This is a genomic window from Variovorax sp. GW458-11-26-14-LB1, assembly GCF_059423965.1.
The window spans coordinates 58,207-71,861 of record NZ_JBWKYW010000016.1 but is presented as its reverse complement, the minus strand read 5'-3'; the positions used below and the strand labels follow the sequence as shown (position 1 = coordinate 71,861).

The following is a 13,655-nucleotide window of genomic DNA, read 5'->3' as shown; positions in this document are numbered from 1 at the left end:
CCGAAAGCGGGGGACATTCGCGGAGGGGAGTACCCGGTGTCCTGTGCACGCGCCCCCGACAACAGCGCCCCGAACAAGGGCCGCAAAGAGGCAGTCAACCAGCCGCCACAGCTAAGGAAACCCCCGATATATGAATGGTCATTGACCCCCTAGCATCGAGCGCTGCTCGCCTGTCAAGGTGTACGGATCGCGTCCCGGCGTCCGCCCGGTGACCTGGCGCCTGCCTCAGCTGCCCTTTCCTGCGATGACAACTCCTCCCGAGTCCGGCCCCACGCTGGACGCCGCCAGTCCCCTCCCCCCCGACATCGAAGCCGCCGACGAACCCACCAAGGTTCCCCTCGCCATCGAAGACTGGCTCACGGTCCTCATCATGGGCGCGCTGGCGCTCATCACCTTCGCCAACGTCATCGTGCGCTACTTCACCGACTCGTCGTTCGCGTGGACGGAAGAGTTCTCGGTGTTCCTGATGATCATGCTGGCGCTGGTGGCCGGCTCGGCCGCCGTGGCGCGCGACCGGCACATCCGCATCGAGTATTTCTCGGAGAGCGGCTCCATGGCGCGGCGCAAGCGCCTGGCCCAGTTCGGCGCGCTGATGATCGCCATCTTGTTCGCGCTGATCGGCGCGCTCAGCATCCGCATGGTCTGGGACGACTACCGCTTCGAGGAAACCACGCCCGGCATCGGCCTGCCGGCCTGGTGGTATTCGATCTGGCTGCCCATCGTGTCGTTCGCGATCGCGGGGCGCGCCATCGGACTCATGGTCCGCCGTGGCCGCAAGACGAACTACAAGTCTGACGACAACAACAGCAACAAGGGCGACGCCAAGTGATCGCCACCCTGCTCTTCGTCGCCTTCGTGCTCATGATGCTGGTGGGCGTGCCCATCGGCGCCGCGCTCGGCCTGGCGGGCGCGGCCTGCATCGCGCTGGCCAACGCCGACGCCCAATGGTTCGGCCTGCTGGCCGTGCCGCAGAACTTCTACGCCGGCCTGGGCAAGTACCCGCTGCTGGCGATTCCGATGTTCGTGCTGGTCGGCTCGATCTTCGACCGCTCGGGCGTGGCGCTGAGGCTGGTCAACTTTGCCATCGCCATCGTGGGCCGCGGCCCCGGCATGCTGCCGCTGGTGGCGATTGCGGTGGCGATGTTCCTGGGCGGCATCTCGGGCTCGGGCCCGGCCAACGCCGCCGCCGTGGGCGCGGTGATGATCGCGGCCATGAGCCGCGCCGGCTATCCGGCCGCCTACTCGGCCAGCGTGGTGGGCGCCGCGGCGGCCACCGACATCCTGATTCCGCCCTCGGTCGCGTTCATCGTGTACTCGGTGCTGGTGCCCGGCGCCTCGGTGCCGGCGCTGTTCGCGGCCGGCATGATCCCCGGCGTGATGGCCGGCCTGGCGCTGATGATTCCGGCCGTGTGGCTGGCGCGCAAGCACAAGATGGGCGCGCTCGAATCGACGCTGCCGCGCCCGCCGTTCTGGAAGAGTTTTCGCGAAGCGATCTGGGGCCTGGCGGCGCCGGTGCTCATTCTGGGCGGCATGCGCGCGGGCTGGTTCACGCCGACCGAGGCGGCCGTGGTCGCCGTGTTCTACGGCCTGTTCGTGGGCATGTGCATCCACCGGACGATCAAGGTGCGCGACCTGTTCGTGATCTTGCGCGAGTCGGGCGAGCTGTCGGCGGTGATCCTGCTGGTGGTGTCGCTGGCGGGCATCTTCGCGTACTCGCTCTCGACGCTGGGCGTCATCGATCCGGTCACGCGCGCCATCGTGAATTCGGGGCTGGGCGAGTACGGCATCCTGGCGCTGCTGATCCTGCTGCTGATCACCGTGGGCATGTTCCTGGACGGCGTGTCGATCTTCCTGATCTTCGTGCCGCTCTTGCTGCCCATCGTGCAGCACTACAAGTGGGACCCGGTGTGGTTCGGCGTGATTCTCACGCTGAAGGTGGCGCTGGGCCAGTTCACGCCGCCGCTGGCCGTCAACCTCATGGTCTCGTGCCGCATCGCCAAGGTGCGCATGGAAGAAACCGTGCAGTGGGTGGGCTGGATGCTGTTCTCGATGTTCGTGGTGATGGTGCTGGTGATCGCCTTCCCCGAACTCGCGCTCTGGCTGCCGCGCAAGCTGGGCTACTGATTTTTTCGATCCATCGACAGACCAAGAGGAGACCTCTCTCATGAAATTCCGCCGCACCCTGCTGGGCCTTGCCGCCGTGGCCGCCACGCTCGGCCTGTTCTCGACCGGCGCGATGGCGCAGGCCACCTACAAGCCCGAGTACAAGATGTCGCTGGTGCTGGGCCCGCCCACGCCGTGGGGCCAGGCCGGGAAGATCTGGGCCGACCTCGTGAAGGAACGCACCCAGGGCCGCATCAACATCAAGCTGTACCCGGGCGTGTCGCTCATTCAAGGCGACCAGACGCGCGAGTTCAGCGCGCTGCGCCAGGGCGTGATCGACATGGCGGTGGGCTCGACCATCAACTGGTCGCCACAAGTGAAGCAGCTCAACCTGTTCTCCATGCCCTTCCTGATGCCCGACTACGCGGCCATCGACGCGCTCACGCAGGGCGAGGTGGGCAAGGACATGTTCAAGACGCTCGACAAGGCCGGCGTGGTGCCGCTCGCCTGGGGCGAGAACGGCTTCCGCGAGATCACCAACTCGAAGAAGCCCATCAAGTCGCCGGCCGACATCAAGGGCATGAAGATCCGCGTGGTGGGCTCGCCCATCTACTCCGACATGCTCACCGCGCTGGGCGCCAACCCCACGCAGATGAGCTGGGCCGACGCGCAGCCTGCGCTCGCCAGCGGCGCGGTCGACGGCCAGGAGAACCCGCTGTTCCTGTTCACCGTGCTCAAGATGCACACGGTGGGCCAGAAGTTCGTCACCACCTGGGGCTACGTGGCCGACCCGCTGGTGTTCGTCGTGAACAAGGAAATCTGGGCCTCGTGGACGCCGGCCGACCAGGCCATCGTGCGCCAGGCCGCGCTCGATGCCGGCAAGCAGGAAATCGCCATCGCGCGCAAGGGCCTGGTCGAAGCCGACAAGCCCGTGCTGAAAGACATCGCGGCCATGGGCGTGACGGTGACCAACCTCACCCCGGCCGAGCGCGACGCCTTCGTGAAGGCCACGCGCCCGGTGTACGACAAGTGGAAGTCGACCGTCGGCGTCGACCTGGTGGCCAAGGCCGAGAAGGCCATCGCCGCGCGCGCGAAGTAAGCAGCCGCACATCGCCGTCCGTGGATCGGGGGCGGCATGACAATGTCGCCATGCACACCCTGATCATCGACACGGACCCCGGCGCGGACGACGTGATCGCGCTGCTGTTCGCCCTGGCGGCGCCCGAATCGCTGGCGATTCAGGCGCTGACCACGGTGGCGGGCAATGTTCCCCTGGCCAAGACCTCGCGCAACGCGCGCCTGGCCTGCGAATGGGCCGGACGGCCGGAGCTTCCGGTCTACGCCGGCGCCGAACGGCCCCTGCAGCGCACACCGATCTACGCCGCCAACATCCACGGCCGAGAGGGCCTCACCGGCGTGGCCGTGCACGAGCCCGCCGTGCCGCTGGCCGAAGGCCATGCCGTCGACTATCTCGTTCGTACGCTGCGCGCCGCGCCCGAGCGCAGCGTGACGCTCGCCATGCTCGGCCCGCAGACCAACCTCGCACTCGCGCTCGAACAGGCGCCCGACATCGTGCGCGGCCTGCGCGAGCTGGTGCTCATGGCCGGCGCGCACTTCAACGGCGGCAACATCACGCCGGTGGCGGAGTTCAACGTTTTCGCCGACCCGCATGCGGCCGAGGCGGTGCTGAAAAGTGGCGTGCCGATCACCATGCTGCCGCTGGACGTGACGCACAAGATCCTCACGAGCGAGGCGCGCATCGCGCGGCTGCGCCAGCTGGGCAACCGCGCGGGCGCGATCGTCGCCGACATCCTCGACGCCTACGCGCCGCAGGAGATGGCCCACTACGGCATGCGCGGCGGCCCGGTGCACGACGCCACCGTGACGGCCTACCTGCTGCGGCCGGACCTGTTCCAGGGCCGCCGCATCCACGTCGAGATCGACAGCCGCGAAGGCATGGGCTTCGGCCAGACCGTGGCCGACTGGCACGGCAGCCTGAAGCGGGCCGCCAATGTGCACTGGGTCATCGATGGCGATGCGCAGGGCTTCTTCGACCTGCTGACGGAGCACATCGCGCGGCTGCCCTGAGCCTCAAGCCAAGCCCCATGAAAAAAGCCACGCTGCGGACAGCGTGGCTTTTTTTTGGAGCGCCGCAGCGAATCAGTGCTGCAGGATCTTGTTGAGGAAGTCCTTGGTGCGCGGCTGACGGTTTTCCGGGTGGTTGAAGAACTCGTCCTTCGGGCAGTCTTCGAGGATCTTGCCGCCCACGTCGATGAAGATCACGCGGCTCGCGACCTTGCGGGCGAAGGCCATTTCGTGCGTGACCACCATCATGGTCATGCCTTCCTTGGCCAGGCTCACCATCACGTCGAGCACTTCGCCGACCATCTCGGGGTCGAGCGCCGAGGTGGGTTCGTCGAACAGCATCACGATCGGGTCCATGCTCAGCGCACGGGCGATCGCCACGCGCTGCTGCTGGCCGCCCGACAGCTGGCCCGGGAACTTGTCCTTGTGCGCCATCAGGCCCACGCGGTCGAGCATCTTGAGGCCGCGGGTCTTGGCTTCGTCGGGCGTGCGGCCCAGCACCTTGATCTGCGCGATCGTGAGGTTCTCGGTCACCGACAGGTGCGGGAACAGCTCGAAGTGCTGGAACACCATGCCGACCTTGGAGCGCAGCTTGGGCAGGTTGGTCTTGGGGTCGTGCAGCGGAATGCCGTTGACGGTGATCTCGCCCTTCTGGAAGGGCTCGAGCGCGTTCACGGTCTTGATGAGCGTGGACTTGCCGGAACCCGACGGACCGCACACCACCACCACGTCGCCCTTGGAGATGTTCACCGAGCAGTCGTTGAGCACCTGCACCGGGCCGTACCACTTGGAGACGTTCTTGATTTCAATCATTTTTTCGGACATTTGTTTCTCTCCGGTTCAGTTCAGCCAACTCGATCAGCGAATGATGGCGATTTTCTTGTGCAGGCGCTTCACCAGCCAGGAAAGGGCGTAGCACATGGCGAAGTACACGACCGCCGCCAGCAGGTAGGCCTCGATCGGACGGCCGAAGTTCTTGCCGGCCGTTTCAAAGCCCTTGAGCATGTCGTAGGCACCGATGGCGTAGACCAGCGAGGTGTCCTGGAACAGGATGATGGTCTGCGTGAGCAGCACCGGCAGCATGTTGCGGAAGGCCTGCGGCAGCACCACCAGGCGCATGTTCTGGCCGTAGGTCATGCCCACCGCCTGGCCCGCGTTCACCTGGCCGCGCGGGATCGACTGGATGCCCGCGCGCATGATCTCGCTGAAGTAGGCCGCCTCGAACGCCACGAAGGTGATCACCGCCGAAATCTCGGAGCGGTAGTTCGAGCCGAGCGAACCGAACATCGAATAGAACGACGCCGGCACCAGCAGGAAGAACCACAGGATCACCATCACCAGCGGGATGCTTCGCATGCCGTTGACGTACAGGGCCGCGGGCGCATCGAGCCACTTCTTGCCCGACAGGCGCATGAGCGCCAGGATCGTGCCGAAGATCACGCCACCAATGGTGGCCACCACCGTCAGCATGATGCTGAAGTAGAAGCCCTTGATGACGAAGTTGCTGATGACGTCCCAGTTGTAGAAGGACAGGTCGAGATTCATCATGTCAGTGTCCTCCGCCGCCAGCGCTGGCCGAGACGATGAAGCCCGGCACGCGGGTCTTCTTCTCGATGAACGCCATGAGCCGGTTGATGGCCAGGGCCGACACCACGTAGCACGCCGTCACCGCCAGGTAGACCTCGATGCCGCGCGAGGTTTCTTCCTGCGCCTGCATGGCGAACATGGTGAGTTCGGTGACCGACACGGCGAACGCGACGGACGAATTCTTGAAGATGTTCATCGTCTCGCTCGTGAGCGGCGGGATGATGATGCGGTACGCCATCGGCAGGATCACGTAGCGGTAGTACTGCGCGGTGGTGAAGCCCACCGCCATGCCCGCGTAACGCTGGCCCTTGGGCAGCGCCTGGATGCCGGAGCGCACCTGCTCGGCGATACGCGCCGAAGTGAAGAAGCCCAGTGCCAGCACCACGAGGATGAAGCTCGGCACGCCCTTCATCACGGGAACCAGCGCCGGAATCACGTGGTACCAGAGGAAGATCTGCACCAGCAGCGGGATGTTGCGAAAGAGCTCCACCCATGCATTGCCGAAGCGCACGAGCCACGGACTGTCGGGCAGCGTGCGGATGATGCCGATCAGCGAGCCCAGCACCAGCGCGACGATCAGCGCCAGCAGCGCGACCGACACCGTCCAGCCCCAGGCCGAGAGCATCCATTGCAGGTAGCTCGGATATTCCCCCCCGGGGTCTTGCAGGAAGACCTGCCAATCCCAGTTTCCCATGTGTGTTTACTCCTTCAGCTTCTTTTCGAAAAACCGTCCCTTGAAAAGAAACGCCCACCGCGAAAGGTGGGCGTCCATTCACGCAGCGACGCGCGCTTATTCCTTGGTGACGTACTCTTCGGCCGGCTTGTCGTTCGGGTTGGCCCACGCGTTCTTGGTGGCTTCGCCCAGCGGCAGGTTGATGGTCACGTTGGCCGGGGGAATCGGCTTGAGGAACCACTTGTCATACAGCTTGGCGAGTTCGCCCGACTTGGCCTGAGCCTTGATGCTGTCGTCCACGGCCTTCTTGAAGGCCGGATCGTCCTTGCGAATCATGATGGCGATGGGTTCCACGGCCAGCACGTCGTTCAGGATCTTGTAGTCCTTGGGCGACTTCGACTTGGCGGCCAGGGCAGCCAGGATCGAGCCGTCCATCACGAAGGCGTCGGCACGGCCGGTTTCCAGCAGCAGGAAGCTGTCGGAGTGGTCCTTGCCGTAGACCTCCTTGAAGGTCAGGTTCTCGGCGCGCTTTTGCTTGCGCACGGTCTGCAGCGGCGTGGTGCCGGTGGTGGTGGCGACCGTCTTGTCCTTCAGGTCGGCCAGCGAGTTGATGCCCGAGTTGGCCTTGACGACGATCTTGGTTTCTTCGACGTAGGTGGTCACGCCGAAAGCCACGTCCTTCTGGCGGGTGGCGTTGTTGGTGGTGGAGCCGCACTCGATGTCCACGGTGCCGTTCTGCACGAGGGGGATGCGGTTCTGCGAAGTCACGGGCTGGTACTTGACTTCGAGCTTCTTGCCGGCGGCCTTCTCCAGGTCCTTGATGATGTTGGCGCAGACGTCGTAGTGGAAGCCGGTGTACTGGCCATTGCCGAGCGTGTACGAAAGGCCGGAGGACTCACGCACGCCTTCGGTGATGGTGCCCGAGGCCTTGATCTTGGCCAGGGTGTCATTGGCCTGCGCGAAGGCGCCGCTGGTGGCGAGCGCTGCGACAGCCAATGCCAATACTTGTTTTTTCATACGAAAAGCTCCTGAGGGTGACTGAAACAAATAGAACGAAATTCTAGACACTCGCATTTTGCGGGATACCCGGACCAACCCGGTGCATTCCACGGGCATCGCCGCCCGCCTCGCACCGGCCGCGCCCATCGGGGCGCCAGCCTGGTGCAATCCAGACATTTCGCATTGTCCGACTTTCACTAAGCAGCCTTTGTGCCCGGCATTCGGGCGGCTGTGCGTGGCGCAAGCAGCGACCGGCGATCCCCGGCGTGCGACGGCCGAAAAAAACTGCCGCGACTGTAGTGGCGCCGTGGCCGGGCCGCCAATGCTGATTGCGGGGGGTCGTATGCGTGGTGCTTATAGATTGTGCAGTGCACAAATCTGCCCGCCGTTCACGCTCGTTCAGTGCGGCGGCTGGGTCCCGACCAGGTACGACCAGAGCGCGTCGGCCGTGCGCTTGGGCTGCATGCTTTCCGACAACCCGGCCCGTGCCGCCGAGCGGCCGGCGCCGCCCTTCACCGGGACCGGCGCGGTGGGCCGCTCGCGGTAGGCGCGGATTTCCATCTTGGCCTCGAGGCTGTCGATCTCGGGCGGCAGCGCGCTCACCAGCTTGCGCGCCTTGATCTCCTTGCGCACCGCGCTTTGTGGCAGGAAGGCGATGCCGTGGCCTTCGAGCGCCATCACCTTCAGGCCTTCGGCCATGTCGGTCTCGTAGACACGATCGAGGTGGATGGCCGTGCCCGACTCTTTGAGCAACTGGTCGACCACGCGCCCGAGGTACGCGCCCGGCGCGTAGCCCAGGTAGGGCAGCGGCTGGCCCGGGCGGCCCGGCAGCCGGTAGCGCGGCGCGCCCTCGGCATCGGCCTTGACCCAGGGGGCGACGGTTTCTTCGCCCAGGCTGACCATCTCGTACTTGTTGGCATCGAGCTGCAGCGGCTGCGAGGGGTGGTGGTAGGCAATGAGCAGGTCGCAGCTGCCCTCGACCAGCCGCAGCACCGCGTCATGCACGTTGAGCGCGATGAGGCGGCTCTTGATGGGCCCGAAGTGCTCGCGCAGGCTGGTGACCCACGAGGGAAAGAAGGTGAAGGCCAGCGTGTGCGGCACGGCGATCTCGATCACGTCCTGGCCGGCGGCCGAGTGCCCGCGCAGCATGGCGCGCGTGCTCTGCAGCGACTGCAGCATCTCGATGGCCTGGCTGTACAGCGTCTGGCCCGCGGGCGTGAGGCGCGTGGGGTAGGAGCTGCGGTCGACCAGGTCGGTGCCGGCCCATCCCTCGAGCGCCTGGATGCGCCGCGAGAACGCCGGCTGCGTCACGTGCCTCAACTGGGCCGAGCGGCTGAAGCTGCGGGTTTCCGCCAAGCTGATGAAGTCTTCGAGCCACTTTGTTTCCATACGCGGCGATTATGCGAGCGCCGCGCCATACTGGGCGCCCCCTCCTTTTCCCGCATGCGCCATGCCTTTCGACGACCTGCCTGACCTCAGCGCCACCGAACTTTCGCGCAAGATCGCGGCCCGCGACGTGTCCTGCCGCGAGGTGATGCAGGCGTCGCTCGCCCGCATCGACGCGCTCAACCCGCGCTTCAACGCCATCGTCTCCCTGCGCGACCCCGCGCAGCTGCTGGCCGAGGCCGACGAGCGCGACGCCGAGCTGGCGCGCGGCGAACGGCGCGGCTGGATGCACGGCTTTCCGCTGGCCGTGAAAGACCTGAGCCATGCCGCCGGCCTGCCAACCTCGATGGGCTCGCCGCTGTCGCCGCGCTCGCCCGCGCGCACCGACAGCCTGCATGTGGCGCGCATGCGCGCGGCCGGCGCCATCGTCATCGGCAAGACCAACACGCCCGAGTTCGGCCTCGGCTCGCACACCTACAACACGGTGTTCGGCATCACGCGCAACGCCTACGCGCCCGAGCGCAGCGCGGGCGGCAGCAGCGGCGGCGCGGCCGTGGCGCTGGCCCTGGGCATGCTGCCCGTGGCCGACGGCAGCGACATGATGGGATCGCTGCGCAACCCCGCCGCCTTCAACAACGTGATCGGCCTGCGCCCCTCGCGCGGCCGCGTGCCCGGCGACCCGGAGCAGGAACTCTTCTTCCAGCAGCTGGGCTGCGAGGGCCCGATGGGCCGCACCGTGGAAGACACGGCCCGGCTGCTGGCCGTGCAGGCGGGTTTCGACACGCGCGTGCCGCTGTCGTCGCCGCACGCCCTGCCCTCGCCCGACGACCTGCAGCTGGACGGCGACGGCCGCGGCCTGCGCATCGGCTGGCTCGGCAGCCTCTGGCCCGAGCTGCCGCTGGCGCCGGGCGTGCGCGAACTCGGCGAGCAGGCGCTCGACACCTTCCGCACCATCGGCTGCGAAGTCGAGCCCTGCACGCTCGACGTGCCGCGCGAGCACAACTGGAGCGCCTGGCTCCGATTGAGGCAACTGCTGGTGGGCGGCAAGCTCGGCGCCTACCTGAGCGACCCGAAGCTGTTCGCCCAGCTCAAGCCCGAGGCGCAGTGGGAGATCGAGCAGAGCCGGCACCTGGACGCCGCCTCGCTGTACCAGGCCTCGCACTACCGCTCGAACGTGTACCGCGCGTTCCTGAAGCTCTTCGAGCGCTTCGACTTCGTGCTCGCGCCGACCGCGCAGGTGTTCCCGTTCGACGCCGAGCTGCACTGGCCGGCCGAGGTGAACGGCGTGAAGAGCGACACCTACCACCGCTGGATGGAGATCGTCACGCCCTTCACGCTGGCGGGCCTGCCCACGCTGAACGTGCGCGCGGGCTTCGGCGACGGCGGGCTGCCGATGGGCCTGCAGCTGGCCGGGCCGATCCATGCCGACCTCGAGGTGCTGCGGCTGGGCCATGCCTACGACCAGGCCTGCGGCTGGGCGGCGCGGCGCCCGCCGGCCCTGTCCTGATCAGATCGGCGTGAGCACGCCGCGCCCCGCGAAGTGCCCTTGGGCGTTCGCGAGGAAGTGGTCCACCGACTTCTGCGTGGCCTCGGGCGACCAGCCCGCCATGTGCGGCGTGAGCAGCACGTTGTCCAGGCCGATGAGCGGTTCGGGGCGCTTGGGTTCGCTCTCGTACACGTCCAGGCCCGCGCCCGCGATGCGGCGCTCGCGCAGCGCCTTCGCCAGTGCCTCCGTGTCGACCACGCTGCCGCGGCCGATGCTCACGAGGTAGCCCTGCGGCCCCAGCGCATCGAGCACCTCGGCGTTGACCAGGTGCTTGGTCGCCGGCCCGCCCGGCGCGGCCAGCACCAGGAAGTCGGCCCAGGTGGCGAGCGACTTCAGGTCGTCGAAGTAGCGGTGCGTGGCGCCTTCGCGCGGCTTGCGGTTGTGATAGCCGATGGCCATGTCGAAGGCGGCGGCGCGCTTGGCGATCTTCTGGCCGATGGTGCCCAGCCCCAGGATGCCGAGCTTCTTGCCCGACACGTTCGGCGGCTGCGGAATGGCTTCGCGCCACACGCCTTCGCGGCACAGCCGGTCGAGCGTGCGGAACTCGCGCACGATGCTGATCAGCAGGCCGAAGGCGTGGTCGGCCACGCAGTCGTCGTTGGTGCCGGCGCCGTTGGCGGTGGCGATGCCGCGTGCGCGCGTGACCTCGAGCGGCACGCCTTCGTAGCCCGCGCCCATGCAGCAGACCAGCTCGAGCGCCGGCATGGCGTCGATCTCGGCGGGCGTGAGGCCGATGACGCCGATGGTCAGCACCGCGCGGAACTTGGCGCCGTGCTCGGCGATGGCGGCGGCGCGCTGCGCATCGCCGAAGGCGTAGGTCATGTCGTAGACCTCGGCAATCTGGGCCTGGTGGGCGCTCGAGAGGCTGTTGAGCACCAGCAGGGGAATCTTGGTCGACACGTCTGAACTCCTGGGGTCGGTGAAAAGAAAGAAGGGGTGAATGATCGGGCTAGAGCATCGGCACTGCTTCGCTCTTCTGCAAAGCCCACATCTGGGCATAGCGGCCCTGCTGCGCGAGCAGATCGGCGTGCGTGCCGCGCTCGACGATCACGCCCGATTCGAGCACCAGGATCTCGTGCGCCTCGACCACGGTCGAGAGGCGGTGCGCGATGACCAGCGTGGTCTTGCCCTGCGCGGCGCTGCGCAGCTCGGACTGGATCGCGCGTTCGTTGGCCGAGTCGAGCGCCGAGGTGGCCTCGTCGAAGATCACGATCGGCGGGTTCTTCAGCAGCGTGCGCGCGATGGCCACGCGCTGCTTCTCGCCGCCCGACAGCTTCAGGCCGCGCTCGCCCACCGTCGTCTCGTAGCCCTTGGGCGTGGCCGAGATGAAGTCGTGGATGCGCGCAGCGCGCGCCGCGCCTTCGACCTCCTCGCGCGTCGCGCCGGGGCGGCCGTAGGCGATGTTGTATTCGACCGTGTCGTTGAACAGCACCGTGTCCTGCGGCACGATGCCGATGGCACGGCGCACGCTGGACTGCTGCACGGCGCGGATGTCTTCGCCGCCGATGGTGATGCGGCCCTGCTGCACGTCGTAGAAGCGGTACAGGAGGCGCGCCAGCGTCGACTTGCCCGAGCCCGAGGGGCCGACCACGGCCACGGTCTTGCCGGCCGGGATCTCGAAGCTCACGTGCTTGAGGATCGGGCGATCGGGCTCGTAGGCGAAGCTCACGTCCTCGAAGCGGATGGTCGAGTCGGTGCCCGCCAGCGGCTGCGCGCCGGGCGCATCGCGCACCTCGCGCTCCTTCTCCATCAGCACGAACATCTTGTCCAGGTCGGTCAGGCTCTGCTTGATCTCGCGGTAGATCACGCCCAGGAAATTGAGCGGAATGTAGAGCTGGATCATGAAGGCGTTGACCATCACCAGGTCGCCCAGCGTCATGCGCCCTTCGACCACGCCCGAGGTGGCGCGCCACAGCATCAGCACCAGGCTCACGGCGATCAACAGCTGCTGGCCGGTGTTGAGCATGCTCAGCGTGCGCTGGCTCTTGATGGCGGCCTTGCGGTAGCGGTCGAGGCTGGCGTCGTAGCGCTTCGCCTCGAACTCCTCGTTGTTGAAGTACTTGACGGTCTCGTAGTTCAGCAGCGAATCGACCGCGCGGCTCTGGGCCATCGAGTCGAGCTCGTTCATGGTCTTGCGAAACTGCGTGCGCCACTCGGTCACCGTGACGGTGAAGGTGATGTAGAGCACCAGCGCCACACCCGTGATCCACACGAACAGCGCATCGAACTTCACGCCCAATATGGTGAGCACCAGCGCCAGCTCGATGATGGTCGGCACGATGCTGTACAGCGACATCGAAATGAGCGAATGCACGCCGCGCGTGCCGCGCTCGATGTCGCGCGTCATGCCGCCGGTCTGGCGCTCCAGGTGAAAGCGCAGGCTCAGCGAGTGCAGGTGGCCGAACACCTCCAGCGCGATCTGCCGCGCGGTGCCCTCGGTGGCCTTGGCGAAGATCAGCTCGCGCAACTCGCCGAACAGCGCGGTCGAAAAACGCAGCAGCCCGTAGGCCAGCAGCAGCGCCATCGGCACGACGAGCAGCGCCTGCGCCATGTCGGGCTTGGGCGTCATCGTGTCGATGAGGTTCTTCAGCAGCACCGGCACGCCCACGTTGGCCACCTTGGCGCCCACCATGAAAGCCAGCGCGGCCATCACGCGCCATTTGTACTGCCAGAGATAGGGAAAGAGGCGACGCAGGGTCGCCCAGTCGGAACGGTCGGAGCGCGCAGGCGGATGGCCGCCGGGCGCATGGGGAGAGGAGGAAAGGGCTTCGCCGCTTCGGCGCATGGGGGACAATCGTGGGTGTTGTTGTTGCTTCAGATTGTGCCCATGTCCTCCCCTTCCAGTGCCGCTTCCGCCGCAGCGGCCGCCGCCGCCACCCTCAAGAGCCTGCCCACCGACATGGAGCTGGTGCTCAAGGTCATCCCGATGCCGGCCGACTGCAACGCCAACGGCGACATCTTCGGCGGCTGGGTCATGGCGCAGTGCGACCTGGCCGGCTCGGTGATCCCGGCGCGCTACGCCAAGGGCCGCCAGGCCACCGTGGCGGTCAACGAGTTCATCTTCAAGCAGCCGGTGCGGCTGGGCGACATCCTCTCGTTCTATTCGAAGCTGGTGCGCGTGGGCCGCACCTCCATCACGGTGACGGTCGAGGTGTTCGCCGAGCGCTTCCGGGCGCAGGGCGAGTACATCAAGGTGACGCAGGCCACCTTCACCTACGTGGCCATCGACGACAACGGCCGCCCCCGCCCCATCGAACAGCCGGCGGCCTGAGCCGC

13 protein-coding genes are annotated in these 13,655 nt (G+C 66.8%); 6 read left to right on the top strand and 7 right to left on the bottom strand.

The genetic code is table 11. The features are described 5' to 3' along the window. The first annotated feature begins 244 nt into the window (after nucleotides 1-244). Genes AC07YS_RS13250 through AC07YS_RS13235 form a run of 4 tightly spaced genes read left to right on the top strand, consistent with a single transcriptional unit; the run spans nucleotide 245 to nucleotide 4,191 of the window. Nucleotides 245-829 (top strand): TRAP transporter small permease, encoded by a 585-nt coding sequence (locus tag AC07YS_RS13250; protein ID WP_095949545.1) that lies wholly within the window; start codon nucleotides 245-247, stop codon nucleotides 827-829. Further along, nucleotides 826-2,124: a TRAP transporter large permease gene (locus AC07YS_RS13245; protein ID WP_307635951.1), complete on the top strand. Its 1,299-nt coding sequence runs from the start codon at nucleotides 826-828 to the stop codon at nucleotides 2,122-2,124. The genes AC07YS_RS13250 and AC07YS_RS13245 overlap by 4 nt, the downstream gene beginning before the upstream one ends. 40 nt (nucleotides 2,125-2,164) lie before the next feature. Beyond that, nucleotides 2,165-3,202 carry a DctP family TRAP transporter solute-binding subunit gene (locus AC07YS_RS13240; protein WP_062471046.1) on the top strand — a complete coding sequence of 346 codons (1,038 nt, stop codon included), beginning with the start codon at nucleotides 2,165-2,167 and terminating at the stop codon, nucleotides 3,200-3,202. Between the two features lie 50 nt (nucleotides 3,203-3,252). Then, nucleotides 3,253-4,191: a nucleoside hydrolase gene (locus AC07YS_RS13235; RefSeq protein ID WP_495268997.1), complete on the top strand. Its 939-nt coding sequence runs from the start codon at nucleotides 3,253-3,255 to the stop codon at nucleotides 4,189-4,191. 72 nt (nucleotides 4,192-4,263) lie between these two features. Here the strand turns inward: AC07YS_RS13235 and AC07YS_RS13230 are convergent, their stop codons facing one another. The 5 genes from AC07YS_RS13230 to AC07YS_RS13210 all read right to left on the bottom strand — a co-directional run bounded on the left by AC07YS_RS13230 (nucleotide 4,264) and on the right by AC07YS_RS13210 (nucleotide 8,836). Next, nucleotides 4,264-5,001: an amino acid ABC transporter ATP-binding protein gene (locus AC07YS_RS13230; protein WP_056576214.1), complete on the bottom strand. Its 738-nt coding sequence runs from the start codon at nucleotides 4,999-5,001 to the stop codon at nucleotides 4,264-4,266. 45 nt (nucleotides 5,002-5,046) lie between these two features. Next, nucleotides 5,047-5,736: an amino acid ABC transporter permease gene (locus AC07YS_RS13225; RefSeq protein WP_062471052.1), complete on the bottom strand. Its 690-nt coding sequence runs from the start codon at nucleotides 5,734-5,736 to the stop codon at nucleotides 5,047-5,049. A gap of 1 nt (nucleotide 5,737) precedes the next feature. Beyond that, nucleotides 5,738-6,469 carry an amino acid ABC transporter permease gene (locus tag AC07YS_RS13220; protein WP_159273787.1) on the bottom strand — a complete coding sequence of 244 codons (732 nt, stop codon included), beginning with the start codon at nucleotides 6,467-6,469 and terminating at the stop codon, nucleotides 5,738-5,740. A gap of 96 nt (nucleotides 6,470-6,565) precedes the next feature. Further along, entirely contained in the window at nucleotides 6,566-7,465 is a 900-nt protein-coding gene (locus tag AC07YS_RS13215) for an amino acid ABC transporter substrate-binding protein (RefSeq protein WP_062471058.1), read from the bottom strand. A gap of 381 nt (nucleotides 7,466-7,846) precedes the next feature. Next, nucleotides 7,847-8,836: a LysR substrate-binding domain-containing protein gene (locus AC07YS_RS13210; protein WP_492698163.1), complete on the bottom strand. Its 990-nt coding sequence runs from the start codon at nucleotides 8,834-8,836 to the stop codon at nucleotides 7,847-7,849. 61 nt (nucleotides 8,837-8,897) lie between these two features. Between AC07YS_RS13210 and AC07YS_RS13205 the strand changes: the two genes are divergently transcribed. Continuing rightward, entirely contained in the window at nucleotides 8,898-10,340 is a 1,443-nt protein-coding gene (locus AC07YS_RS13205) for an amidase (protein ID WP_495268998.1), read from the top strand. Here the strand turns inward: AC07YS_RS13205 and AC07YS_RS13200 are convergent, their stop codons facing one another. Then, complete coding sequence (locus AC07YS_RS13200) at nucleotides 10,341-11,279, bottom strand: 2-hydroxyacid dehydrogenase (protein WP_495268999.1); 939 nt, start codon at nucleotides 11,277-11,279, stop codon at nucleotides 10,341-10,343. 49 nt (nucleotides 11,280-11,328) lie between these two features. Further along, on the bottom strand, nucleotides 11,329-13,164 hold the full coding sequence (locus tag AC07YS_RS13195; RefSeq protein WP_495269000.1) for an ABCB family ABC transporter ATP-binding protein/permease: 1,836 nt from the start codon (nucleotides 13,162-13,164) through the stop codon (nucleotides 11,329-11,331). A gap of 42 nt (nucleotides 13,165-13,206) precedes the next feature. Here AC07YS_RS13195 and AC07YS_RS13190 point away from each other — a divergent pair, with 42 nt between their 5' ends. Further along, nucleotides 13,207-13,650 carry an acyl-CoA thioesterase gene (locus AC07YS_RS13190; protein WP_070060209.1) on the top strand — a complete coding sequence of 148 codons (444 nt, stop codon included), beginning with the start codon at nucleotides 13,207-13,209 and terminating at the stop codon, nucleotides 13,648-13,650. Nucleotides 13,651-13,655: the final 5 nt, after the last annotated feature.